This window comes from Mycobacterium persicum, from assembly GCF_002086675.1.
Classification (GTDB): domain Bacteria; phylum Actinomycetota; class Actinomycetes; order Mycobacteriales; family Mycobacteriaceae; genus Mycobacterium; species Mycobacterium persicum.
Map to the genome: position 1 here is coordinate 1 of NZ_MVIF01000091.1, position 23,303 is coordinate 23,303.

At 68.2% G+C, this 23,303-nt stretch carries 20 protein-coding genes, 1 tRNA gene and 2 pseudogenes; 18 read left to right on the plus strand and 5 right to left on the minus strand.

Annotated features, from left to right (window positions below):
- Window positions 1–450: 450 nt before the first annotated feature.
- The 15 genes from BST40_RS21975 (at window position 451) to BST40_RS22045 (ending at window position 17,078) form a co-directional block, all read left to right on the plus strand.
- Window positions 451–2,037, plus strand: a complete 1,587-nt coding sequence (locus tag BST40_RS21975) for a UDP-N-acetylmuramoyl-L-alanyl-D-glutamate--2,6-diaminopimelate ligase (protein ID WP_075549089.1) — start codon at window positions 451–453, stop codon at window positions 2,035–2,037.
- On the plus strand, window positions 2,034–3,587 hold the full coding sequence (locus BST40_RS21980) for a UDP-N-acetylmuramoyl-tripeptide--D-alanyl-D-alanine ligase (RefSeq protein ID WP_083155593.1): 1,554 nt from the start codon (window positions 2,034–2,036) through the stop codon (window positions 3,585–3,587). The genes BST40_RS21975 and BST40_RS21980 overlap by 4 nt, the downstream gene beginning before the upstream one ends.
- Window positions 3,584–4,663 carry a phospho-N-acetylmuramoyl-pentapeptide-transferase gene (gene mraY, locus BST40_RS21985; protein WP_075549091.1) on the plus strand — a complete coding sequence of 360 codons (1,080 nt, stop codon included), beginning with the start codon at window positions 3,584–3,586 and terminating at the stop codon, window positions 4,661–4,663. Before BST40_RS21980 ends, mraY begins: the two co-directional genes overlap by 4 nt.
- A 1-nt stretch (window position 4,664) precedes the next feature.
- The gene (murD, locus tag BST40_RS21990; RefSeq protein WP_075549092.1) at window positions 4,665–6,107 is read left to right on the plus strand and encodes a UDP-N-acetylmuramoyl-L-alanine--D-glutamate ligase; all 1,443 of its coding nucleotides are present in this window, start codon (window positions 4,665–4,667) and stop codon (window positions 6,105–6,107) included.
- 5 nt (window positions 6,108–6,112) lie between these two features.
- On the plus strand, window positions 6,113–7,831 hold the full coding sequence (gene ftsW, locus BST40_RS21995; protein WP_083155596.1) for a putative lipid II flippase FtsW: 1,719 nt from the start codon (window positions 6,113–6,115) through the stop codon (window positions 7,829–7,831).
- Complete coding sequence (murG, locus tag BST40_RS22000; RefSeq protein WP_083155599.1) at window positions 7,828–9,039, plus strand: undecaprenyldiphospho-muramoylpentapeptide beta-N-acetylglucosaminyltransferase; 1,212 nt, start codon at window positions 7,828–7,830, stop codon at window positions 9,037–9,039. The genes ftsW and murG overlap by 4 nt, the downstream gene beginning before the upstream one ends.
- A complete protein-coding gene (gene murC, locus BST40_RS22005) occupies window positions 9,036–10,502 on the plus strand; it encodes a UDP-N-acetylmuramate--L-alanine ligase (RefSeq protein ID WP_075549095.1) in 1,467 nt (488 codons plus the stop codon). Before murG ends, murC begins: the two co-directional genes overlap by 4 nt.
- Window positions 10,499–11,455, plus strand: a complete 957-nt coding sequence (locus tag BST40_RS22010) for a cell division protein FtsQ/DivIB (protein WP_075549096.1) — start codon at window positions 10,499–10,501, stop codon at window positions 11,453–11,455. The genes murC and BST40_RS22010 overlap by 4 nt, the downstream gene beginning before the upstream one ends.
- A 202-nt stretch (window positions 11,456–11,657) precedes the next feature.
- A complete protein-coding gene (gene ftsZ / locus BST40_RS22015) occupies window positions 11,658–12,800 on the plus strand; it encodes a cell division protein FtsZ (protein WP_075549112.1) in 1,143 nt (380 codons plus the stop codon).
- 91 nt (window positions 12,801–12,891) lie between these two features.
- Complete coding sequence (pgeF, locus tag BST40_RS22020; RefSeq protein WP_183155014.1) at window positions 12,892–13,608, plus strand: peptidoglycan editing factor PgeF; 717 nt, start codon at window positions 12,892–12,894, stop codon at window positions 13,606–13,608.
- Window positions 13,609–13,613: 5 nt separating this feature from the next.
- Window positions 13,614–14,390 carry a YggS family pyridoxal phosphate-dependent enzyme gene (locus BST40_RS22025; protein WP_075549113.1) on the plus strand — a complete coding sequence of 259 codons (777 nt, stop codon included), beginning with the start codon at window positions 13,614–13,616 and terminating at the stop codon, window positions 14,388–14,390.
- A gap of 65 nt (window positions 14,391–14,455) precedes the next feature.
- Window positions 14,456–15,133 (plus strand): cell division protein SepF, encoded by a 678-nt coding sequence (locus tag BST40_RS22030; protein ID WP_075549098.1) that lies wholly within the window; start codon window positions 14,456–14,458, stop codon window positions 15,131–15,133.
- A gap of 187 nt (window positions 15,134–15,320) precedes the next feature.
- Entirely contained in the window at window positions 15,321–15,611 is a 291-nt protein-coding gene (locus BST40_RS22035; protein WP_023364806.1) for a YggT family protein, read from the plus strand.
- Between the two features lie 254 nt (window positions 15,612–15,865).
- On the plus strand, window positions 15,866–16,645 hold the full coding sequence (wag31, locus tag BST40_RS22040; protein WP_075549099.1) for a DivIVA-like cell division protein Wag31: 780 nt from the start codon (window positions 15,866–15,868) through the stop codon (window positions 16,643–16,645).
- Between the two features lie 88 nt (window positions 16,646–16,733).
- Window positions 16,734–17,078, plus strand: coding sequence for a phage holin family protein (locus tag BST40_RS22045; protein WP_083155601.1), 345 nt, complete (start codon window positions 16,734–16,736; stop codon window positions 17,076–17,078).
- A 149-nt stretch (window positions 17,079–17,227) separates the two neighbouring features.
- On the opposite strand, the gene BST40_RS22050 is transcribed toward BST40_RS22045, so the two are convergent.
- The 5 genes and pseudogenes from BST40_RS22050 to BST40_RS22070 all read right to left on the minus strand — a co-directional run bounded on the left by BST40_RS22050 (window position 17,228) and on the right by BST40_RS22070 (window position 20,488).
- Window positions 17,228–17,662: a type II toxin-antitoxin system VapC family toxin gene (locus BST40_RS22050; protein WP_075549101.1), complete on the minus strand. Its 435-nt coding sequence runs from the start codon at window positions 17,660–17,662 to the stop codon at window positions 17,228–17,230.
- A 3-nt stretch (window positions 17,663–17,665) separates the two neighbouring features.
- Window positions 17,666–17,971, minus strand: a pseudogene (locus BST40_RS22055) (type II toxin-antitoxin system Phd/YefM family antitoxin); the annotation flags it as partial.
- A gap of 176 nt (window positions 17,972–18,147) precedes the next feature.
- The gene (locus BST40_RS22060; protein WP_122526474.1) at window positions 18,148–19,245 is read right to left on the minus strand and encodes a hypothetical protein; all 1,098 of its coding nucleotides are present in this window, start codon (window positions 19,243–19,245) and stop codon (window positions 18,148–18,150) included.
- Between the two features lie 92 nt (window positions 19,246–19,337).
- Window positions 19,338–19,904, minus strand: coding sequence for a DUF6088 family protein (locus tag BST40_RS22065; RefSeq protein ID WP_142276783.1), 567 nt, complete (start codon window positions 19,902–19,904; stop codon window positions 19,338–19,340).
- A gap of 498 nt (window positions 19,905–20,402) precedes the next feature.
- A tRNA-Leu gene (locus tag BST40_RS22070) sits at window positions 20,403–20,488 on the minus strand.
- A gap of 126 nt (window positions 20,489–20,614) precedes the next feature.
- Between BST40_RS22070 and BST40_RS22075 the strand changes: the two genes are divergently transcribed.
- The 3 genes and pseudogenes from BST40_RS22075 to BST40_RS22085 form a co-directional block, all read left to right on the plus strand.
- Window positions 20,615–21,967, plus strand: a complete 1,353-nt coding sequence (locus tag BST40_RS22075) for a M20/M25/M40 family metallo-hydrolase (RefSeq protein ID WP_083155610.1) — start codon at window positions 20,615–20,617, stop codon at window positions 21,965–21,967.
- A 34-nt stretch (window positions 21,968–22,001) separates the two neighbouring features.
- Entirely contained in the window at window positions 22,002–22,532 is a 531-nt protein-coding gene (locus BST40_RS22080; RefSeq protein ID WP_083155613.1) for a YbhB/YbcL family Raf kinase inhibitor-like protein, read from the plus strand.
- Window positions 22,533–22,646: 114 nt separating this feature from the next.
- Window positions 22,647–23,303: pseudogene (locus BST40_RS22085) on the plus strand (PE family protein); the annotation flags it as partial.

Here is a 23,303-nt window from a genome sequence, read left to right on the forward strand (position 1 = left end):
GCGGAGGCGGCGGCAACGGCGGCAGTGCCGTGTTGTGGGGGACCGGCGGTGCCGGTGGCCGGGGCGGTGCGGGCGTTCCGGCCGGCGCCGACGGGACCGCCGGGCGCGGCGGGCTGCTCTAGCGCGTGCTCGGCGGGCACGCGCGATACGAAGGCCCGTCGGCCGGCACTTGCCCGATCGAGGCGGTCCCGGCGGGTTGGTGTCCGCAATGGGAGGTCGGGAGGCTGGTACCGGATCCGACGGTTGTGGGATGTCCGCCGGGCACGGCTGATCCCGGGCGCGGCACCGCGGCGGCACTGACCTGGCATCACCGCAGATCGACGCGAGCCGGGCGGCTGCGGTCGTCCGATGCAGGCGCGGCTGCACAGGGTGGGCGGGCGCGTCTAGGTAGGGTGTCAACGCCGACCATGGCGATCTCTCAACATCTGCGGTCGGACGGAGGTGGTGCCAATGGCGGAGTCGATGCCCAACGGGTTACGCCCTCGTACCGTCGCGGGGGTCAAACTGGCTGTACTGGCGGCGCAGACCGGAGCTGTACCAGACACCAGCGCGGATTACCCCGAAACCTTCCCGGATGTGCACGTCACCGGCGTGACGCTGCGTGCCCAGGACGTCCAGCCGGGTGACCTGTTCGCGGCCCTGTCTGGCTCGACCACACACGGCGCCCGCCATGCCGGCGATGCCATCGAGCGTGGGGCGGTCGCGGTGCTCACCGACGCCGACGGGCTCGCCGCCATGGGTGCCCACGCGGCGAAAGTGCCGGTCTTAGTGCATCCGGCACCGCGCAGCGTGCTCGGGGAGCTGGCCGCCACCGTGTACGGCCGCCCGTCCGAGCGGCTCACGGTCATCGGCATCACCGGAACGTCGGGCAAAACCACCACCACCTATCTGGTGGAGGCCGGTTTACGGGCCGGCGGCCGGGTCGCCGGGCTGATCGGCACTATCGGCATCCGCATCGACGGCGCCGACATCCCGAGTGCGCTGACCACACCGGAGGCGCCCGCCTTACAGGCCGTGCTTGCGGAGATGTCCGAACGCGGCGTGGACACCGTGGTCATGGAGGTGTCCAGTCACGCGCTGGCCCTGGGCCGGGTGGACGGCACCCGATTCGCCGTCGGCGGCTTCACCAACTTGTCGCGTGACCATCTGGACTTTCACCCCACCATGGAGGACTACTTCGAGGCCAAGGCGCTGCTGTTCGACCCGGCCTCGGCGCTGCGCGCCGGCACCGCCGTGGTGTGCGTCGATGACGACGCCGGGCGCGCGATGGCCGAGCGAGCCGGGACCGCGATCACCGTGAGTGCGCGGGATCGGGCCGCGCACTGGTGCGCCGTCGACGTGGTGCCGATGGGAGCGGCCGGACAGGAATTCACCGCCGTTGACCCGGCCGGCGTCCAGCACCGGGTGCGCATCGGCTTGCCGGGCGGCTACAACATCGCTAATTGCCTTCTCGCACTGGCGATTTTGGACAGTATCGGGGTTTCGCCGGAACAGGCTGCGCCGGGACTGCGGCAGGCCCGGGTCCCCGGACGCCTGGAACAGGTGGACCGCGGTCAGGATTTCCTGGCACTCGTCGACTACGCGCACAAGCCGGGGGCTTTGCGGGCGGTGTTGACCACGCTGGCGAGCCCGGACCGCCGGCTGGCGGTGGTGTTCGGCGCCGGTGGCGAGCGTGACCCGGGAAAGCGCGCCCCGATGGGTGCCGTCGCCGCGGAGCTGGCCGACCTGGTCGTCGTCACCGACGACAACCCGCGCGGCGAGGATCCCGCGGCGATCCGCCGGGAGATCCTTGCCGGCGCGGCGGCGGTTGGTGGCACCGCGGAAGTGGTCGAGGTCGCCGACCGACGCGGCGCGATCCGGCACGCGGTCGGCTGGGCGCACCCCGGGGACGTGGTCGTGGTCGCCGGCAAGGGCCATGAAACCGGCCAGCGCGGCGCCGGGGAGGTCCGCCCGTTCGACGACCGGGTGGAACTGGCCGAGGCGTTGACCGCTCGCGAGACCGGCGGGCTGCCTGGACCCGGGCGGACACGCCCATGATCGACCTGACCGTGGCTCAGATCGCCGACATCGTCGGCGGCACGCTGGCCGATATCTCGCCGCAGGACGCCGCACAACGCCGCGTCACCGGGACCGTCGAGTTCGACTCGCGCGCGGTCGGCCCCGGCGGATTGTTTCTGGCGCTGCCGGGCGCGCATGTCGACGGACACGACTATGCGGCGTCGGCGGCAGCGGCCGGGGCGGTTGCCGTGCTGGCCGCCCGGCCGGTCGGTGTTCCGGCCATCGTGGTGGCGCCGGAGCGGTCCCCGGCCGAGGGCGCGCTGGCCGGAGTGCTCGAGCACGACGCCGACGGGTCGGGCGCGGCCGTCCTGGCCGCGCTGGCGAAACTGGCCAAGGCGGTAGCCGCGGAACTGGTCGCCGACGGGCTGACCATCATCGGGATCACCGGTTCGTCGGGCAAGACGTCGACCAAGGATCTGGTGGCCGCGGTGCTGCAGCCGCTGGGTGTGGTGGTTGCCCCGCCCGGATCCTTCAACAACGAGCTGGGTCATCCCTGGACCGTGCTGCGCGCCGGCCGCGACACCGACTACCTGATTCTGGAGATGTCGGCCCGCCACCCCGGCAACATCGCCGCGCTGGCCGAGATCGCGACCCCGGCCGTCGGGGTGGTGCTCAACGTCGGCACCGCACACCTGGGCGAGTTCGGCTCCCGCGAGGCCATAGCGCGAACGAAATCGGAACTGCCGCAGGCTGTTCCACAATCCGGGGTGGTCGTCCTCAATGCCGACGACCCGGCCGTGGCGGCGATGGCCGAGGTGACCGCGGCCCGGGTGGTGCGGGTCAGCCGCGGCAGCGCTGGCGATGTCTGGGCCGGGCCGGTGTCGCTGGACGAGCTGGCCAGGCCGCAGTTCACCGTGCACGCCGGCGCCACCCAGGCCGAAGTCCGACTGGGCGTCTACGGCGACCATCAGGTCAGCAATGCCTTGTGCGCGGCCGCCGTCGCGCTGGAATGCGGTGCCACCCTTGATCAGGTGGCAACCGCGCTTGGCGGCGCCGGTCCGGTGTCGCGGCATCGGATGCAGGTAACCACCCGCACCGACGGGGTGACGGTCATCGACGACGCCTACAACGCCAACCCCGACTCCATGCGGGCCGGTCTGCAGGCACTGGCCTGGATCGCCCACGGCGGCTCCGGCGCCGGGTCCGAACCCGTCAACAGGCGCAGTTGGGCGGTTTTGGGGGAGATGGCTGAACTCGGCGCGGACGCCATAGCCGAGCATGACCGCGTCGGCCGGCTCGCGGTGCGTTTAGATGTGTCTCGACTCGTCGTCGTGGGAACCGGGAGGTCGCTGAGCGCCATGCACCACGGTGCGGTCCTGGAAGGGGCGTGGGGAGCTGGGGCTGACAGAGGGGCCGTCAACGTCGCCGACGCCGACGCCGCGCTGGCACTGTTGCGCGCCGAAGTCCAACCCGGGGATGTGATCCTGGTCAAGGCGTCGAACTCGGCACGCTTGGGAGCGCTGGCCGACGCGCTGGTCTCGGACGACCCAGCTGGGGGCGCCGACAACCGCGGGAGCGCACGCCCATGAGACAGATCCTGATCGCCGTCGCCATCGCGCTGGCGGTTTCCATCCTGCTCACCCCGGCGCTGATCCGGCTGTTCACCAAACAGGGCTTCGGTCACCACACCCGCGACGACGGCCCACCCAGCCATCACAGCAAACGCGGCACGCCGTCGATGGGCGGTGTGGCGATTCTGGCCGGCATGTGGGCGGGCTACTTCGGCACCCACCTCGCCGGCCTTGCGTTCGACGGCGAGGGCATCTCCGCGTCGGGTTTGCTGGTGCTCGGCCTGGCCACCGCGCTGGGCGGGGTCGGATTCCTCGACGACATGATCAAGATCCGCAGGTCACGCAACCTCGGGCTGAACAAGACCGCCAAGACCGTCGGGCAAATCACCTCCGCCGTGCTGTTCGCCGTGCTGGTGCTGCAGTTCCGCAATCCGGCCGGCATCACGCCGGGCAGCGCGCAGCTGTCCTACGTACGTGAGATCGCCACGGTCACGCTGGCTCCGGCACTGTTCGTGCTGTTTTGCGTGGTCGTGGTCAGCGCCTGGTCGAACGCGGTCAACTTCACCGACGGCCTGGACGGGCTGGCCGCCGGCTGCATGGCGATGGTCACCGGCGCCTACGTGCTGATCACCTTCTGGCAATACCGCAACGCGTGCGTCACCGCGCCCGGGCTGGGCTGCTACAACGTGCGGGACCCGCTTGATCTGGCGCTCATCGCCGCCGCGACCGCCGGCGCCTGCATCGGCTTTTTGTGGTGGAACGCCGCACCCGCGAAGATCTTCATGGGCGACACCGGCTCCTTGGCATTGGGCGGTGTGATCGCCGGGCTGTCGATCACCAGCCGCACCGAGTTGCTGGCGGTGGTGCTGGGCTCGCTGTTCGTCGCCGAGATCACCTCGGTGGTGCTGCAGATTCTGACGTTCCGTACGACCGGGCGCCGGGTGTTCCGGATGGCGCCCTTCCACCACCATTTCGAGTTGGTCGGCTGGGCCGAAACCACGGTGATCATCCGTTTCTGGCTGCTCACCGCCATCAGCTGTGGACTGGGTGTGGCCTTGTTCTACGGTGAATATCTGGCCGCGATCGGTGCCTGACGTGCTTGACCCCCTGGTGCCGGGCGCCGCGGTGCTGATCGCCGGTGGCCGGGTGACCGGCCGCGCCGTGCTGGCGGCGCTGACCCGCTTCGGTGCGACGCCCACGGTGTGTGACGACGATCCGGTCATGCTGCAGCCTTATGCCGACGACGGTGTGGCGACCGTGGAGCCGTCGGTGGCGGTATCGCAGATCGCCGAGTATGCGTTGGTGGTCACCAGCCCCGGGTTCCAGCCGACGACGCCGGTGCTGGCCGCGGCCGCCGCCGCGGACGTTCCGATCTGGGGTGACGTGGAGCTGGCCTGGCGGCTGGATGTGGCGGGCCACTACGGGCCGCCGCGCCGCTGGCTGGTGGTGACCGGCACCAACGGCAAGACCACCACGACCTCGATGCTGCACGCCATGCTCATCGCGGCCGGCCGCCGCAGCGTGCTGTGCGGAAACATCGGCAGCCCCGTGCTGGAGGTGCTCGACCAGCCGGCCGATGTGCTGGCCGTCGAGTTGTCGAGTTTTCAGCTGTACTGGGCGCCGTCGCTGCGGCCGGAGGCCGGCGTGGTGCTCAACATCGCCGAAGACCACCTGGATTGGCATGGCACCATGGCCGCCTACACCGAGGCCAAGGCTCGGGTGCTGACCGGCCGGGTGGCGGTGGTCGGGCTGGATGATCCCCGGGCGACGGCGCTGCTGGACACCTCGCCGGCGCAGGTGCGGGCCGGTTTCCGGCTCGGTGAGCCCGCGGCGGGGGAGCTGGGCGTGTGCGGCGGCTACCTGGTTGACCGCGCCTTCGCCGCCGATCTGCCGCTGCTGCCGGTCGGCGTCATCCCGGTCCCGGGCCCGGTCGGCGTGCTCGACGCGCTGGCCGCGGCCGCGTTGGCCCGCTCTGTCGGGGCGTCGGCCGAGGCGATCGCTGACGCGGTCGCGTCGTTTCAGGTCGGGCGCCACCGCTCGGAAGTGGTCGCGGTCGTCGACGGCGTCACCTACGTCGACGACTCCAAGGCCACCAACCCACACGCCGCGCAGGCGTCGGTGCTGGCCTACCCGCGGGTGGTCTGGCTTGCCGGTGGGCTGCTCAAGGGCGCATCCGTGGATGCCGAGGTGGCGATCATGGCATCGAGGCTGGTCGGAGCGGTGCTCTTCGGCCGAGACCGGGCGGCGGTTGCCGAGGCGTTATCACGACACGCGCCGGATGTTCCCGTCGTCCAGGTTGTGACAGGCGAGGATGCTGATATGGCTGTGGCTTCTGATACTGATGTGACAAAAGTTGACGATTCCGTCGAACCGCTCGGCGCGCAGGTGATGACCGCCGCGGTGGCCGCGGCCAAAAAGATGGCCAAACCCGGTGACACGGTGCTGCTGGCACCGGCCGGTGCATCGTTTGACCAGTTCAACGGTTACGCCGACCGGGGCGACGCGTTCGCGGCCGCGGTACGCGCCGCGGTCCGGTAGGCGGCGTGCGCAGCGCATTCACCCGGCTGATGCGCCGGGGCAAGGCCGCCAATAATGCCGACAGTGCCGACAGGGCCGACACCACCGACAGTGCCACGGCCGACGGGCCGGCCGAGCAGGAGGAAACGGCCCAGGCTGACCAGCAGCTCGACGCTACGGCTTCGCCCGACGAGCAGCCGGGTCGGCAGACCGGCGAGAAGTCGCGGGCCAAGCCCGAGGAGGCCGGCCCGCGCACCCGGTTCGGCGTCTGGCTGGGCCGGCCCATGACCTCGTTTCACCTGATCATCGCCGTCGCCGCGCTGCTCACCACGCTCGGCCTGATCATGGTGCTCTCGGCCTCCGGCGTGCGGTCCTATGACGACGACGGGTCGGCATGGGTGATCTTCGGCAAGCAGGTGTTGTGGACCGTCGTCGGTCTCATCGGCTGCTACGTCGGGCTACGCATGTCGGTGCAGTTCCTGCGCCGCATCGCGTTCTCCGCCTTCGCGTTCACCATCGTGTTGTTGGTGCTGGTGCTGATTCCGGGAATCGGCAAGGAAGCCAACGGTTCCCGCGGCTGGTTCGTGGTGGCGGGCTTTTCCATGCAGCCGTCGGAGCTGACCAAGATGGCGTTCGCGGTCTGGGGTGCGCATCTGCTGGCGGCCCGGCGGATGGAGCGGGCGTCGCTGCGGGAAATGCTGATTCCGCTGGTGCCGGCCGCGGTCGTGGCACTGGCGTTGATCGTGGCGCAGCCCGACCTGGGACAGACGGTGTCGATGGGCATCATCCTGCTCGGGCTGCTGTGGTACGCGGGGTTGCCGCTGCGCGTTTTCGCCAGTTCACTGGCAGCGGTCGTCATCTCCGCGGCGATCCTGGCGATGACCGCGGGTTACCGGTCCGACCGGGTGCGGTCTTGGCTCGATCCCGACAACGACCCGATGGACTCGGGCTACCAGGCCCGGCAGGCCAAGTTCGCGCTGGCTCACGGGGGAATTTTCGGCGACGGCCTGGGCCAGGGTGTGGCCAAGTGGAACTATCTGCCCAACGCTCACAACGACTTCATTTTCGCGATCATCGGGGAGGAACTCGGCTTCATCGGCGCGCTCGGGCTGCTGGGATTGTTCGGGCTGTTTGCCTATACCGGGATGCGGATCGCTCGCCGGTCGGCCGACCCGTTTCTGCGGCTGTTGACCGCCACCGTCACGTTGTGGGTGCTGGGACAGGCGTTCATCAACATCGGTTACGTGATCGGGCTGCTGCCGGTCACCGGGCTGCAGTTGCCGCTGATCTCGGCCGGTGGCACCTCCACGGCCACCACCTTGTCGATGATCGGCGTCATCGCCAACGCGGCGCGGCATGAACCCGAGGCGGTGGCCGCGCTGCGCGCGGGTCGCGACGATACAGTGAACCGACTGCTGCGGCTGCCGCTACCAAAGCCTTACGCGCCGACCCGCCTCGAGGCGTTTCGCGACCGCAAGCGCGCACACCAGCAACCGCCCAAACAGGCGGCCAAACAGCCGGCCGCCCGAAAGGCGGTCAAGGCTGCCCGCAAACCCGGGGAGCCCGCGCGACCGGCGTTGCCGCGCCGGGCCGATCGGCCGGTTCGCCGGTCCGCGGGTACCGCGCGCGCGCCGGGGCGGGGGCACCAGCCGGTTGCGGGGGAGCATCATAGAGCGGGTCAGCGGTACGCCGGCCAGCGTCAGGCAGGGCGGGTTCGGGCATTGGAAGGTCAGCGTTACGGGTGAACGACTCGGTCAGGGAGCCGGCCGGTGGGCAGAAGGTGACCGACTACGGTCCATCGCTGTCGATCGTGCTCGCCGGCGGCGGCACCGCCGGCCATGTGGAGCCCGCGATGGCCGTCGCCGATGCGCTCAGCGCCCTGGAGCCCGATGCCCGGATCACCGCGCTGGGCACCCTGCGCGGGCTGGAGACGACGTTGGTGCCCGCCCGCGGCTATCACCTGGAGCTGATCACCCCGGTGCCGTTGCCGCGCAAACCCAGTGGCGACCTCGCCCGGCTGCCGCCGCGGGTGTGGCGTGCCGTCGCCGAGACCCGGGCGGTGCTCGACGCGATCGACGCCGACGTCGTGGTCGGTTTCGGCGGGTATGTCGCGCTGCCTGCCTACCTGGCCGCGCGGGGTTTCCCCGGCATACTCAGGCGCAGTCGCCGCATCCCGGTGGTGATCCACGAGGCCAATGCCAGGGCCGGGTTGGCCAACCGGGTGGGTGCCCGCACCGCCGACCGGGTGTTGTCGGCGGTGCCCGATTGCGGGCTGCGCAACGCCGAGGTGGTCGGGGTTCCGGTCAGGCAGGCCATCACCGCCCTGGACCGTGCGGCGCTGCGCGCCGAGGCCCGGGCGCACTTCGGCTTCGCCGACGACGCCCGGGTGCTGCTGGTGTTCGGCGGTTCGCAGGGTGCCGTCTCGCTCAACCGGGCGGTGTCCGCGGCCGCCGCCGACCTGGCCGCCGCGGGTGTTTCCGTCTTGCATGCCCACGGGCCCAAGAACGTCGTGGAGCTACGCACCCCCGATGCCGCTGACCCGCCGTACGTCGCGGTGCCCTATCTGGACCGGATGGATCTGGCCTACGCCGCCGCCGACCTGGTGATCTGCCGATCCGGGGCGATGACGGTCGCCGAGGTGTCGGCCGTGGGGCTGCCGGCCATCTATGTGCCGCTGCCGATCGGCAACGGCGAGCAGCGGCTCAATGCGCTGCCGGTGGTCAACGCCGGCGGCGGGATGGTGGTCGCCGACGCCGACCTCACCCCGGCCCTGGTGGCTCGCGAAGTCGCCGGGCTGCTCACCGATCCGCCCCGGCTGGCGGCGATGACTGCCGCCGCCGCGCAGGTGGGACACCGTGACGCGGCCCGGCAGGTGGCGCAGGCGGCGCTGGAAACCGCGCGGTGGGCCCGGTCCGGCAGAGCTTCCAGGAGAGCCTCCAGGAGAGCCAAGTGAACACCGAGCAGTTGCCTCCCGAACTGCGGCGGGTCCACATGGTCGGCATCGGCGGAGCCGGCATGTCGGGCATCGCCCGCATCCTGCTCGACCGCGGCGGCCTGGTCTCGGGCTCGGACGCCAAGGAGTCACGCGGCCTGCACGCGCTGCGGGCGCGCGGCGCGCTGATCCGGATCGGGCACGACGCGGCGTCGCTGGACCTGCTGCCCGGCGGCGTCACCGCCGTCATCACCACCCGTGCCGCCATCCCCAAGACCAATCCGGAACTGGTCGAAGCCCGGCGCCGCGGCATCCCGGTACTGCTGCGACCGGTCGTGCTGGCCAAGCTGATGGCCGGCCGCACCACGCTGATGGTCACCGGAACGCACGGCAAGACCACCACGACGTCGATGCTGATCGTCGCGCTGCAGCACTGCGGGCGCGACCCGTCGTTCGCCGTGGGCGGTGAACTGGGCGAGGCCGGCACCAATGCCCATCACGGCAGTGGGGACTGCTTTGTCGCCGAAGCCGACGAAAGCGACGGTTCGCTGTTGGAGTACACCCCCGACGTCGTGGTGGTCACCAACATCGAGTCCGATCACCTGGACTTCTACGGCAGCACCGAGGCTTATGTCGGGGTGTTCGACTCCTTCGTGGAGCGGCTGGCGCCCGGAGGTGCGCTGGTGGTGTGCACCGACGATCCCGGCGCGGCCGCCCTGGCCGGACGCTCCGCCGAGCTGGGAATCCGGGTGTTGCGCTACGGGTCGGCCGAAACCGCCGGTGCGCCGTTGGCCGCGACATTGCTGTCCTGGGAACAGCGCGGCACCGAAGCCGTGGCGCATATCCGGTTGGCCGGCGAGCGGCACCCGCGGGTGATGCGGCTCTCGGTGCCCGGACGCCACATGGCGCTCAATGCGCTGGGTGCGCTGCTGGCGGCGATCGAAGTGGACGCCGCGATCGACGAGGTGCTCGACGGCCTGGCCGGTTTCGAGGGAGTGCGCCGTCGATTCGAGCTGGTCGGCACGGTGGGATCGATACGCGTTTTCGACGATTATGCCCACCACCCGACCGAGATCGGCGCCACGCTGGCTGCGGTGCGCTCGGTGGTCCAGCACGGGGGGGCCGGTCGGCTCCTGGTCGTTTTTCAGCCGCATTTGTACTCGCGTACCAAGGCTTTCGCCGCCGAGTTCGGTCGCGCCCTCAGCGCCGCCGACGCGGTATTCGTGCTCGATGTCTACGGCGCCCGCGAACAACCGCTCGCCGGCGTCAGCGGGGCCAGCGTCGCCGAGCACGTGAGCGTACCGGTGCGCTACCTTCGGGATTTCTCGGCGGTGGCCGGCGAGGTTGCCGCCGCGGCGGGCCCGGGTGACGTCATCGTCACCATGGGTGCCGGAGACGTGACCCTGCTGGGTCCGGAGATCGTGTCCGCGCTGCGGGTGCAGGCCAATCGCGGCGCGCCCGGCCGGCCGGGGGTTCTGCAGTGACCCAACCCGACGAAGGCAGCCCGGTCGACGTGGTCGCCGGCGACGCGGCAGACGTCGGTGCCGAAGCGGTCACCGAGCCACTTACCACCGAGGCGTCCGAGGCGCCGGGCGCCCAGAAGTCGGCGGCCGAAGACGAATTCGAGGGCCCGCGCCGACGTGCCCGGCGCGAACGTGCCGAGCGCCGTGCCGCCCAGGCTCGTGCCATCGCCATCGAGCAAGCCAGGCGCGAGGCCAAACGACGAGCCCGCGGCCACGTCGTCAAAGAGCCCAAACCCGTTGCGCGCGGGGTTGTTCAGGGATTGAAGATGCTGCTGGCCACCGTGGTGTTACTCGTCGTCGGGGTAGGGCTGGCGCTGATCCTGTATTTCACGCCCGCGATGTCGGCCCGCAACATCGTCGTGGTCGGGGTCGGCACGGTGACCCGCGAGGAGGTTCTCGACGCCGCCCAGGTGCGTCCCGGGACGCCGTTGCTGCAGATCAACACCAGTCAGGTCGCCGACCGGGTGGCGGCGATCCGGCGGGTGGCCAGCGCCCGGGTGCAGCGGCAGTACCCGTCGGCGCTGCGGATCACCATCGTGGAGCGGATCCCGTTGGTGGTCAAGGACTTTCCCGACGGGCCGCACCTGTTCGACCGCGACGGCGTGGATTTCGCGACCGGTCCGCCGCCACCGGCGCTGCCGTATATCGACGTGGACAATCCGGGCCCGACGGATCCCGCCACCTTGGCCGCGTTGCAGGTGTTGACCGCGCTGCGTCCCGAGGTCGCAGGCCAGGTGGGCCGGATCGCGGCGCCCTCGGTGTCCTCGATCACCCTCACGCTGGCCGACGGGCGCGTGGTGATCTGGGGGACCACCGACCGCGCCGAGGAGAAGGCCGAGAAACTGGCGGCGTTGTTGACCCAGCCCGGGCGGACCTACGACGTGTCCAGCCCGGACCTGCCGACCGTGAAATGACGTAAGGCGCAGCAGCCGGCCCACAAAAAATTTGCGGGTGGCGCGTCGGCGCGCCTGCACGGTTAGCACCCGTCGTACCCATACGGTTCTGGTTACGCGGAAGTACTTGACATAACTCTAAATCTATGGTTGAGGTTGAGAGTTTTGCAAGCAGACACACCGCAGGAGGAACCAAGTTTCCCTTCAGGGAGGAAGACGAATGATGACCCCCCCGCATAACTACCTGGCCGTCATCAAAGTCGTGGGCATCGGCGGCGGCGGCGTCAACGCCGTCAACCGGATGATCGAGCAGGGACTCAAGGGCGTGGAGTTCATCGCGATCAACACCGACGCGCAGGCTTTGTTGATGAGCGATGCCGACGTCAAGCTCGACGTGGGCCGGGACTCGACCCGCGGGCTGGGCGCCGGCGCCGACCCGGAGGTGGGACGCAAGGCCGCCGAGGACGCCAAGGACGAGATCGAGGAGTTGCTCCGCGGAGCCGACATGGTGTTTGTCACCGCGGGTGAGGGCGGCGGCACCGGAACCGGTGGAGCGCCCGTCGTCGCCAGCATTGCCCGCAAACTGGGGGCGTTGACCGTCGGCGTCGTCACCCGGCCGTTCTCCTTCGAGGGCAAGCGGCGCAGCAACCAGGCCGAAAACGGCATCTCGGCACTGCGGGAGAGCTGCGACACCCTCATCGTGATTCCCAACGACCGGCTGTTGCAGATGGGCGATGCCGCGGTATCGCTGATGGACGCCTTCCGCAGCGCCGACGAGGTGCTGCTCAACGGTGTGCAGGGCATCACCGACCTGATCACCACGCCGGGTCTGATCAATGTCGACTTCGCCGACGTCAAGGGCATCATGTCCGGCGCCGGCACCGCGCTGATGGGCATCGGCTCGGCCCGCGGTGACGGCCGGTCACTGAAGGCCGCCGAGATTGCCATCAACTCGCCGCTGCTGGAAGCCTCGATGGAGGGCGCGCAGGGGGTGCTGATGTCGATCGCCGGCGGCAGCGACCTGGGCCTGTTCGAGATCAACGAGGCCGCCTCGCTGGTGCAGGACGCCGCTCACCCCGACGCCAACATCATCTTCGGCACGGTCATCGACGACTCACTCGGCGACGAGGTGCGGGTGACGGTGATCGCGGCGGGCTTCGAGGCCGGCGGGGCCAGCCGCAAGCCTGCTGGGGTGGCCGAGACGGGCGGCGCGCACCGCATCGAGTCGGCCAGGGCCGGCAAGCTCACCTCCACGCTGTTCGAGCCGGTCGACGCCGTCAGCGTGCCACTGCACACCAACGGGGCGACCCTGAGCATCGGCGGCGATGACGACGACGTCGATGTGCCACCCTTCATGCGCCGCTGAGGGTCTCGATTTGCTTGCCAGTGCGCGACAAACCGGCCGCGGCGCGACATTGGTGCAACCTGGCGAGCATCGGGCTTCGGATACTGGGAGGGTGAGCGTTCGCATCCGCCGGGTGACCACCACCCGGGCGGGCGGTGTGTCCAGGCCGCCATTCGACACCTTCAACCTCGGCGACCATGTCGGCGACGACCCGGCCGCCGTGGCTGCCAACCGGGCCCGGCTGGCCGCCGCCATCGGGCTGCCCGCCGAGCGGGTGGTGTGGATGAACCAGGTCCATGGTGACCGGATCGCGGTGGTCGACGAGCCGCAGAGCGCCGCCGTCGGCGGCAGAGCGGGAACCGACGGATTGGTGACCGGGACCCGTGGACTGGCGCTGGCGGTGCTGACGGCCGATTGCGTGCCGGTATTGCTGGCGGATGCGCGTGCCGGTGTCATCGCGGCGGTTCATGCCGGCCGGGTCGGTGCACAGCACGGGGTGGTGGCCCGCGCGGTCGAGGCGATGCTGGATCGGGGCGCGCGGGCCGGCGACATTTCGGCGCTACTGGGCCCGGCGGCCAGTGGCCGCAATTACGAAGTGCCCGCCGGCATGGCCGACGAGGTCGAGGCGACGTTGCCCGGCAGCCGCACCACCACGTCGGCCGGAACGCCCGCACTCGATCTTCGCGCCGGAATCGCTTGCCAGCTAAGAGGTTTGGGCATTACCTCAATCGATGTCGACCCCCGGTGCACGGTCGCAGACCCGACCTTGTTCAGCCATCGGCGCGGCGCCCCCACCGGGCGGCTGGCGTCTGTGGTGTGGATGGAATGACAGCGATGGTGGTGGATCTTCCGGAGCAATCAGACCGTCAATCGGAATTGACGCACGCGTTGGCCGCGGTGCGGTCCCGGCTCGCGGCCGCGGCCGAGGCGGCCGGTCGTAATGTCGGCGAAATTGAACTTCTGCCAATTACCAAATTCTTTCCAGCAACCGATGTTGTGATTTTGTGCCGATTGGGTTGCCGCGCCGTTGGCGAATCCCGCGAACAGGAAGCTGCGGCCAAGGCGGCCGAAGTGGCTCGGCTGTTGGCGGCGCCACCGAGGGCCGGGCTTGGCGGTATCCACTGGCACATGGTGGGGCGAATCCAGCGCAACAAAGTGCGTTCGCTGGCGCGGTGGGCGCATACCGCCCATTCGGTCGACAGCCCGCGGTTGGTGACGGCGTTGGATCGCGCGGTCACCGGGGCGCTGGCCGAACGCCGTCGCGACCGTCCGTTGCGGGTTTACGTTCAGGTCAGCCTCGACGGCGACGTATCACGAGGCGGTGTGGACATCACCGCGCCCGGAGCGGTGGATCAGATCTGTGCGCAAGTCGACGATGCGCCGGGCCTGGAACTGGTCGGTTTGATGGGCATCCCACCCCTGGACTGGGATCCGGACGAGGCGTTTGACCGGCTGCAATCCGAGCACAACAGGGTGCGCGAGTCGTTTCCCGGGGCGGTCGGGCTGTCCGCCGGCATGTCCGCTGATTTCGAAACTGCCGTCAAACATGGTTCGACGTGTGTGCGTGTCGGTACCGCGCTATTGGGTCCGCGGCGGTTACGGTCACCGTGAATAGTCACTGTAGTCACACCTTCATCACAGACAACAGGTAACCCAGGGCTAGAAGGGGTCAATCGATGAGCACACTGCACAAGGTCAAGGCCTACTTCGGTATGGCTCCGATGGAGGAATACGACGACGAGTATTACGACGACCGCGCTCCCTCACGCGGTTATTCCCGGCCCCGATTCGAAGACGATTACGGCCGTTATGAAGGACGCGACTACGAGGACCCCCGGGACCCTCGGGACCTCCGCCGCGATCTGCGTGGCGACTTGCGCGGCGAGCCGGCCGACTATCCGCCGCCCAGTAGCTATCGCGGCGGGTATCCCGACGAACCGCGATTCCCGCCCCGCGAGTTCGACCGCCCCGACATGGCACGGCCGCGTTTCGGCTCATGGTTGCGCAACTCCACTCGCGGCGCGCTGGCGATGGACCCGCGCCGGATGGCGATGATGTTCGAGGAAGGCCACCCGCTGTCCAAGATCACCACGCTGCGGCCGAAGGACTACGGTGAGGCGCGCACTATCGGCGAGCGGTTCCGCGACGGCACGCCCGTCATCATGGACCTGGTGTCGATGGACAACGCCGACGCCAAACGGCTCGTCGACTTCGCCGCCGGTTTGGCCTTCGCGTTGCGCGGCTCGTTCGACAAGGTCGCCACGAAGGTGTTCCTGCTGTCGCCCGCGGACGTCGACGTGACCCCGGAGGAGCGTCGCCGGATCGCCGAAACCGGTTTCTACGCTTACCAATAACCGCATCTGACGATGCACGGCCCGGCGGGTGGCAGCTGAGCCCGCCGGGCTGGTTGCGGCCCGGCCCGGCCGCCGGCGATTCGCACCACATGTGTGTCCGTCGGCCGAGTCGGTAGGCTTGCGCATGCCGGCCTCACGGACGGCACATTCACATCCTCTACATCCTCGTCGTAAGGTCGGGCTCTCGTTGGTGCTGTTTTTTCAGATCCTTGGGTTTGCGCTGTTCATCTTCTGGCTGCTGTTGATCGCGCGGGTCGTCGTCGAGTTCATCCGCTCGTTCAGCCGCGACTGGCGCCCGACCGGGTTGACGGTGGTGATCCTCGAGATCATCATGTCGATCACGGATCCACCGGTGAAGCTGCTGCGCCGGCTGATCCCGCAACTCACCATCGGCGCGGTGCGCTTCGACCTGTCCATCATGGTGCTGCTGCTGGTGGCGTTCATCGGGATGCAGCTGGCGTTCGGCGCCGCGGCCTGAGCCGTGCAGACATTGCCCGGGAATAGTTGGGCGACGGTTCGGCCACGATTCGGCGACAAGTTTGGGCGCGGGATTTTCAAATCTAAGAAATGTGATTTATTTGCCTCAGAGATTGAAATTGGCCCTTATTTATTAGTCCAATCGGCAACCGCCGAGTCTGGTGTGACAGGATGGACGGTAGTTGCACGACGGCTACCGCTCCGTTCTACACTTTCCAGATCGTTTGACCGTCCAGGAACTCGAGGGGACAAACAATGCCGCTTACACCTGCCGACGTCCACAATGTGGCGTTCAGTAAGCCGCCTATCGGCAAGCGCGGGTACAACGAAGATGAGGTTGACGCCTTCCTTGACCTGGTGGAAAACGAACTGACCCGGCTCATCGAAGAGAATTCCGACCTGCGCCAGCGGATCGCCGAGCTGGACGCGGAGCTGGCCGCCGGCGGCGCCGGTACCGGCGTGACCGCCGCGCCCACCCAGGCGATGCCGGTCTACGAGCCCGAACCCGAGCCGGTCAGGCCGGCTCCGTCGGGAACCAACGAGGAGCAGGCCCTCAAGGCGGCCCGGGTGCTGAGCCTGGCTCAGGACACCGCCGACCGCCTCACCGCCACCGCCAAGGCGGAGTCGGACAAGATGCTGGCCGATGCCCGCGCCAACGCCGAGCAGATCGTCAGCGAGGCCCGGCACACCGCCGAGACCACCGTCGCCGACGCCCGGCAGCGCGCCGACGCGATGCTTGCGGATGCCCAGGCCCGATCCGAGGCCCAGCTGCGGCAGGCCCAGGAGAAGGCCGACGCCCTGCAGGCCGACGCCGAACGCAAGCATTCCGAGATCATGGGGACGATCAATCAGCAGCGCACCGTTCTGGAAGGCAGGCTTGAGCAGCTGCGCACGTTCGAGCGCGAGTACCGCACCCGTCTCAAGACCTACCTGGAATCCCAGCTCGAGGAACTCGGTCAGCGTGGCTCGGCGGCACCGGTCGATTCCAGCGCCGATGCCGGCGGTTTCGACCAATTCAACCGGGGTAACAACTAGCTCGACACGGGCCGCACTCGCCGGGCTGCAAGGCCGGTGCTGCGAGCTTGGTACGTTTAGTTGCTGCTCGCCGGCTGAAGGATGACCCATGCTGATCATTGCCCTGGTTTTGGCCCTGATTGGGCTCGTTGCGCTGGTGTTCGCCGTGGTCACCAGCAACGTGCTGGTGGCGTGGGTGTGCATCGGCGCCAGCGTGCTGGGCGTGATACTGCTGATCGTCGACGCCATCAGGGAACGTCAGCACCGGGACGCGGGCAGCCAAGACCAGGACGAAGCCGACGAAGAGCCCGCCGCACACCCCGAAGACGAGCCGGCCGTCGACTACCCGGATGACGAGTCCGGCGCCAACGAGTCGTTCGACGACGCCGAGGCGGAGGCGGCCGAGGAATCGACGGTGTCCGCCGACCGTGGCGGTGACGAAAACACCCGCTGAGCGCGGCCTGCGGTGCTCGTCGCTGGGATGCGGTCGAATGCGACTCGTCACACTGCGTCCGAGGGGGGACTTGGCCACCTGCGAACGGGTCCTGACCTGGCGAATCGGTACCTGATCGTCGTCCCCCACTCTGATATCGAGCGGAGGGGCTAGGGGTCGAGTTGGGCGGGGGCGACTCGACACCCGGCGGCTTGGGCTCCGGTGTGCAGGCGTCGGTCCCACACGGCGACGATCAGGCCGGGTTCACCGACAGCCAACGCGCTGGCCAGATGAACAGCGTCGGCTCCGCGCAAGGCATGGGCTCGGGCGAGGCGGCCGGCGTGCTGTTCAACCGTCGCGGTGAGTTCGACTGGGCGGGTGGCGGCCCAGAAGTCCTCCCAGTCACGCTCGGCTTCGGCGAGCTCGGATTCGGTTAGGTCGTGATTGCGGGCTGCTGCGGCGAGTGCGGCGCGGACTTCGGGGTAGGCCAGGCGGCTGGACAATGCGGCGTCGCAGCCGTCCCATAGCGCGGACGCCAGCGAGCTCCCTGTCTCGGTGGTGAGAAGTTTGACGAAGGCGCTGGCGTCGAAGTAGACGAGCGGCACCGGTCAGCGCCGCTGGTCGCTGACACGGTCAGACACCGGCCGCCGCGGTCGGGGTCCGGACCGTCCCGCAGCGACGGGCCGCTGAGCGGTGGCCTTGCCAATCACGCCTTCGGCCGTGAGGCGCTCCAAGGTGCCAGCGCTGTCCAGCGCAGCGAGTCGCGCGACCGGAATCCCGCGGTCGGTGATGACGACCTCAGCACCGGCCCGAGCTCGATCGAGCCAATCGCTGAGGTGCGCGCGCAACTCGGTCACGGATACCTCCACACCGTGAACTGTACACTCACTGAACCGTGATTTGTACGTGTCACTACTGAGTGCGGAATTGCGGACGACCGCCTGGCGAGGTGAATCTCTTGTGGCCGGATGCCAGTGTGAGATCCCGACGTAGGACAGAACTAGAACATCAAGGCGATGCCAACCGGCACCAGCAAATACAGAAACCCGCGCCAACCGAGGCTCGGAGCAGGTTTTCTATCAGGCGGTTCTCACTGCTCGACCTCCCCAGCGGCCTCGTCCACGTCGGGAATGGGGCGCATCATCACCTGTCCCGGCTCGAGCTCGCCGTCGTAGGACACGCCGATCGCTTCGGTGAGAGGCTCTAGTTCAGATTCGCTGTCTTCGATCCGGACGAACCGTCCGCGGAAGAAGAGTGCCTCTTTTCCGACAGTGAGCGTGTCGTCGCCGAGCGTCAATTTGGTGGACTTGATGGTGATGAACTCGTAGACCTTGTCCATCTCGCGCTCGACCGGCGGCGCGTCGGGCTGGTGTTTGACCGTGAAGTCGCCGGAGAGCTTGCCGGTGACGGACTCGCCGGAGACCAGCTTGGCGACCTCGCGGATGCGCATGGCCTGATCGAAGTCCATCTCTTTGGGCATCTTCAGCAGCACCGAGACGTGCTCCTGGATCGTCGCGAGATTCTCGCAGACGGCTGCCCATTTGCTCGCGTCTCGGTCTCGGTCGGTCTGCAGAGTTGCCACCACACCGAAGTTCGGTGGACCGTACGGAACGCCGAATGCAAGTCGGTTCGGAGACTTCCACCCAGCCAGGACTTTCAGCCCGTCGACGAATTCTGCCGGCCGGTGACCCGACAAGTCGTATTCGGTGTGCAGGGTCATCTCACCCTCGAGATTGCCGGACTTCATACGCATCTCGAGGGTGAAAATCCCGGACTTCTCAACGAAGACACTCCGTACTCCGGCCTGGCCGACGGTGAGGTCCGTTCGTCGGATTGTGGTGCATGCAATCACGGAGTCGGAATCGGGCGCGATGATGGCAAGTAGCAACTCGGCTGGCTCGTCGTGGTCGGCGAGGGCGTCCGGCGGCGACAGCACCGCCAGGCTGGCGGCACCGAGATCACCACCGAGGCCGCCGGGCAAATCAAGGGAACCGCTCACTGTGCCCGAGGGCATGCGGATCGGCGCACCGTAGTCGACAAATCGCTCGAATTGCTGACGAAGCTCGTCGTCCTCAGCGGGGATCGCGATCGTGAACTGACCTTTGATCGGCCTCTCCCGCAAGGCTTCTAGCGACAGAGCGATGATCTTGAACGTGATCCAGACCGAGTCCTGCCGCACGGCGTACACCGCGACTAGACCAGGTTCGTGCTCCGACGGCTCGTCGGACGGCGGGCTGTCCGACACCGTGAAGTCGTACCTGTAGAACGGATCACAAGCGTTCAGCGACGCATGAATTCCCGCATTTCTCCGGCCACCGCCTTGCCGAGGGCGCGCAGTCGCACCGCTTTGGCTGTGGTCAGTTCGTTGACCTTGCGGGCAAGGGTCGTCATGCCACCGTCGACGAAGTGCTCGGGCGAACGGAGAACCTCCAGGACGGCGATCTCCTTCTCGTTGAGTGCCGCCCTGGCCGGATTGCTGCGCACGTGCAGCACGACACCAGGAACAGGGGGGTCGGCCTTGCGCAACGCCGACGCTTCGAACTTGGCGGGCACCTGGGTCGTGAGCCCGAGACTGCGCGCCGCGGAATAGCCCGCGGGGCCAAAGCCGGAGTTGGGTGCACGAAAGATCTCCCGGACGACCGCTTCGACGCGGGGCTTGACCGGTCCGTAGCGGCTGGCTCCGGGCACCTTGAAATAGAGTCCACGCCGTATGCGGACCAAGTCTCCGCTCTGCACGGCGCGCGACGCCGCTTTACGGGCGGCTTCATTGCTGCCAGGTAGGTCTGAGACGTGCACAAATGACCGCGGCGCGGCGCGTCGAATCTCCATCGCTGGTGTGCTGGTCATGGCTGACATCTTTCAGATTTTGGCGGGAACGTGACATTCATTCAACAAACCCGCAGTTCAGGGCAATGCTTACGATCCCGGGATTCACGAGTGGCGCGTGACTCGGGCCTGCGTCGACCGCAGTGCGCCGACCAACCCGGACGCCGGTCGTATCCAGAACATGCCGCCCCTGATTGGTGGTGAGTACGCGGCGTTCGCTGGCATCGCGGCGGGTGGGTTGTGCGAAAGCGTTGAGACGCAGAGTAGTTGTTGTTACCGCTGGCTACGGGGCCATATGAGGTCTTCACATTCGAGGACGGTACGTGGAGCCTGGGAAATATCTTCGACGCCCGAACCGGCAGGCGGTAGACGCGGGTAGGGCTTTGGCAGTGGGACGAGCGGTGACCAAATCCGTGGTCATGTGTCGGTGAACCACTATCGCCAATCGGCATGAGCAAACACAAAAATCCACTTCAGACGAGTTACAGCAAATTTTCTATCTATGTAGCTAACAATTTGTGTCCGAGGGGGGACTTGAACCCCCACGCCCATTAGTAGGGCACTAGCACCTCAAGCTAGCGCGTCTGCCATTCCGCCACTCGGACAAAACCACTCGCATGGGTTGGCAGCTAAGGCTATCCGATCGGCTCGCGTCAGCCCAACCGGGCTCGCGGGACACCGGTGGATCAGGATGGACCGACCACCTCAGAGGCGACCGGGAGTGGCCGACAGTGGTAGGAAAGGTGACTGTGACAGGTGCGGGCGATGACGTTGCCGAGGTTGTCAGCAGGTTGATCCGATTCGATACCACCAACACCGGGGACCCGGAAACCACCAAAGGCGAGGCCGAGTGCGCTCACTGGGTGGCCGAGCAACTCGCCGAGGTCGGCTACCAGCCGGAATATGTGGAATCCGGTGCGCCCGGGCGCGGCAACGTGTTCGCCCGGCTGGCCGGCCCCAAGGGTCAAGTCGGTTCCCGGGAAGCGTTGCTCATCCACGGGCATCTGGACGTGGTGCCGGCCGAACCTGCCGATTGGAGCGTGCACCCGTTTTCCGGCGCGATCGAAGACGGCTATGTGTGGGGCCGCGGCGCGGTCGATATGAAAGACATGGTCGGCATGATGATCGTGGTCGCCCGCCATTTGCGGCGCGCCGGCATCGTGCCGGCGCGGGAGTTGGTGTTCGCCTTCGTGGCCGACGAGGAGCACGGCGGCAAATACGGCGCGCAGTGGTTGGTCGACAACCGGCCCGATCTGTTCGACGGCATCACGGAGGCGATCGGAGAAGTCGGCGGCTTCTCCTTGACCGTGCCGGGCCGCGACGGCGGCGGCCGCCGCCGGTATCTGATAGAGACCGCCGAGAAGGGCATCCAATGGATGCGCCTGACGGCGCGCGGCCGCGCCGGGCACGGCTCGATGGTGCACGACCAGAACGCGGTCCCCGCCGTCGCGGAAGCGGTCGCCCGGCTGGGCCGTCACCAGTTTCCGCTGGTGTGCACCGACACCGTGGCCGAGTTTCTGGCCGCCGTCAGCGAGGAGACCGGCCTGAGCTTCGACACCGATTCGCCGGACCTGGATGGGGCCATCGATAAGCTCGGCCCGATGGCCCGCATGCTCAAGGCGGTGCTGCACGACACCGCGAACCCCACCATGCTCAAGGCCGGATACAAGGCCAACGTCGTCCCCGCGACCGCGGAGGCGGTGGTGGACTGCCGGGTACTACCCGGCCGGCAGGCGGCTTTCGAAGCCGAGGTGGACGAGTTGATCGGCCCCGAGGTCACCCGCGAGTGGATCCGGGACCTGCCGTCGTATGAGACCAGCTTCGACGGCGATCTGGTCGATGCCATGAACGCCGCGGTGCTGGCCGTCGATCCCGACGGCCGCATAGTGCCTTACATGCTGTCCGGCGGCACCGACGCAAAAGCATTCGCGCGCATGGGGATTCGCTGCTTCGGCTTCAGCCCGCTGCGGTTGCCGCCCGATCTGGATTTCACCTCGTTGTTCCACGGTGTCGATGAGCGGGTACCCATCGATGCGCTGAAGTTCGGCACCGAGGTGCTGACACATTTCCTGACCCACTGCTGATGTTCCGTGAGCCGACTATCCGAAAGGACCGAGCATGACAACACCGCCCGACCCGTATGCCGCACTCCCCGAGCTGCCGCCTTTCAGCCTGACCTCGGATTCGGTGAGCAACGGCCAGCCGCTGCGCAGCGCGCAGGTCAGCGGGATCATGGGCGCGGGCGGACAGGACGCCAGTCCGCAATTGAGCTGGGCGGGCTTTCCGGAGCAGACCCGTAGCTTCGCGGTCACCGTCTACGATCCCGACGCCCCGACGCTGTCCGGGTTCTGGCACTGGGCGGTGGCCAACCTGCCCGCCGAGGTGACCGAGCTGCCCGAAGGCGCCGGCGACGGCCGCGAGCTGCCGGGCGGCGCACTGACGCTGGTCAACGATGCCGGTATGCGCCGCTATGTCGGCGCCGCACCGCCACCCGGGCATGGTGTGCACCGGTACTACGTTGCGGTGCATGCGGTGGACGTCCAGAAATTGGATCTGAGCGAAGACGCCAGCCCGGCCTTCCTCGGTTTCAACCTGTTCCAGCACGCGATCGCCCGCGCCGTCATCTACGGGACCTACGAGCAGAGGTAAGCCTCGGAACCTGGGAAACCACAGGGGTTTCCGCGATTTCGACTGACGGCTCTTCGTGACGGTGGGTACCCTTCATGGGTTCGCGCATCGGCCTCATCACGCAAGGAAGCGTCCATGAATTATGTGGTAGCAACACCGGAATTCTTCACGGCGGCTGCCCAGACCTGACAAGCGTCGGATCGGCGATCAGCGAAGCCACCGCGGCGGCCGCGGCTCCGACAATCAACGTGGTGGCCGCGGCTTCCGATGAGGTGTCGGCGGCCATCGCGGCACTGTTCGGCGAACACGCGCAGCGGTATCAGGCATTGATCGCCCAGGCGGCGCAGTTTCACGCACAATTCGTCACCGCTTTGATCGCCGGCGGCGGAGCCTATGCCCAAGCGGAGGCGGCCAACGTTGCGCAGTCTGTGCTCGATCTGATCAACGCGCGCACCCGGGCGTTAGTGGGGCGTCCGCTGATTGGCAACGGCGCCAACGGAATCCCTGGCACTGGGCAAACGGCGGCGACGGCGGCATCTTGGTCGGCAATGGGGGGGCCGGCGGTCCCGGAGGAGCCGCCATCGGTGCCGGCGGTCCCGGAGGAGCCGCCATCGGTGCCGGCGGTGCCGGTGGGCCGGGCGGAATGGGTGGATTGTTCAGCCCGGGCGGAGCGTTGTTCGGCGACGGCGGGGCCGGCGGCCGCGGCGGCGGCTCCAGTTCGGGTTCGGGAGGGGATGGGGGCAAAGGCGGCAGTGGCGCCCTGCCTGCGGCAGCGGCGGTCACGGCGGCAGG

Excerpts from the sequence above, each read along its gene's own strand:
- wag31 (WP_075549099.1), top strand. The coding sequence starts at position 15,866 with ATGCCGCTTACACCTGCCGACGTCCACAATGTGGCGTTCAGTAAGCCG.
- ftsZ (WP_075549112.1), top strand. The coding sequence starts at position 11,658 with ATGACCCCCCCGCATAACTACCTGGCCGTCATCAAAGTCGTGGGCATC.
- BST40_RS22025 (WP_075549113.1), top strand. The coding sequence starts at position 13,614 with ATGGTGGTGGATCTTCCGGAGCAATCAGACCGTCAATCGGAATTGACG.
- mraY (WP_075549091.1), top strand. The coding sequence starts at position 3,584 with ATGAGACAGATCCTGATCGCCGTCGCCATCGCGCTGGCGGTTTCCATC.
- BST40_RS22080 (WP_083155613.1), top strand. The coding sequence starts at position 22,002 with ATGACAACACCGCCCGACCCGTATGCCGCACTCCCCGAGCTGCCGCCT.
- BST40_RS22030 (WP_075549098.1), top strand. The coding sequence starts at position 14,456 with ATGAGCACACTGCACAAGGTCAAGGCCTACTTCGGTATGGCTCCGATG.
- BST40_RS21975 (WP_075549089.1), top strand. The coding sequence starts at position 451 with ATGGCGGAGTCGATGCCCAACGGGTTACGCCCTCGTACCGTCGCGGGG.
- BST40_RS22045 (WP_083155601.1), top strand. The coding sequence starts at position 16,734 with ATGCTGATCATTGCCCTGGTTTTGGCCCTGATTGGGCTCGTTGCGCTG.
- BST40_RS21980 (WP_083155593.1), top strand. The coding sequence starts at position 2,034 with ATGATCGACCTGACCGTGGCTCAGATCGCCGACATCGTCGGCGGCACG.
- BST40_RS22065 (WP_142276783.1), bottom strand. The coding sequence starts at position 19,904 with ATGACCAGCACACCAGCGATGGAGATTCGACGCGCCGCGCCGCGGTCA.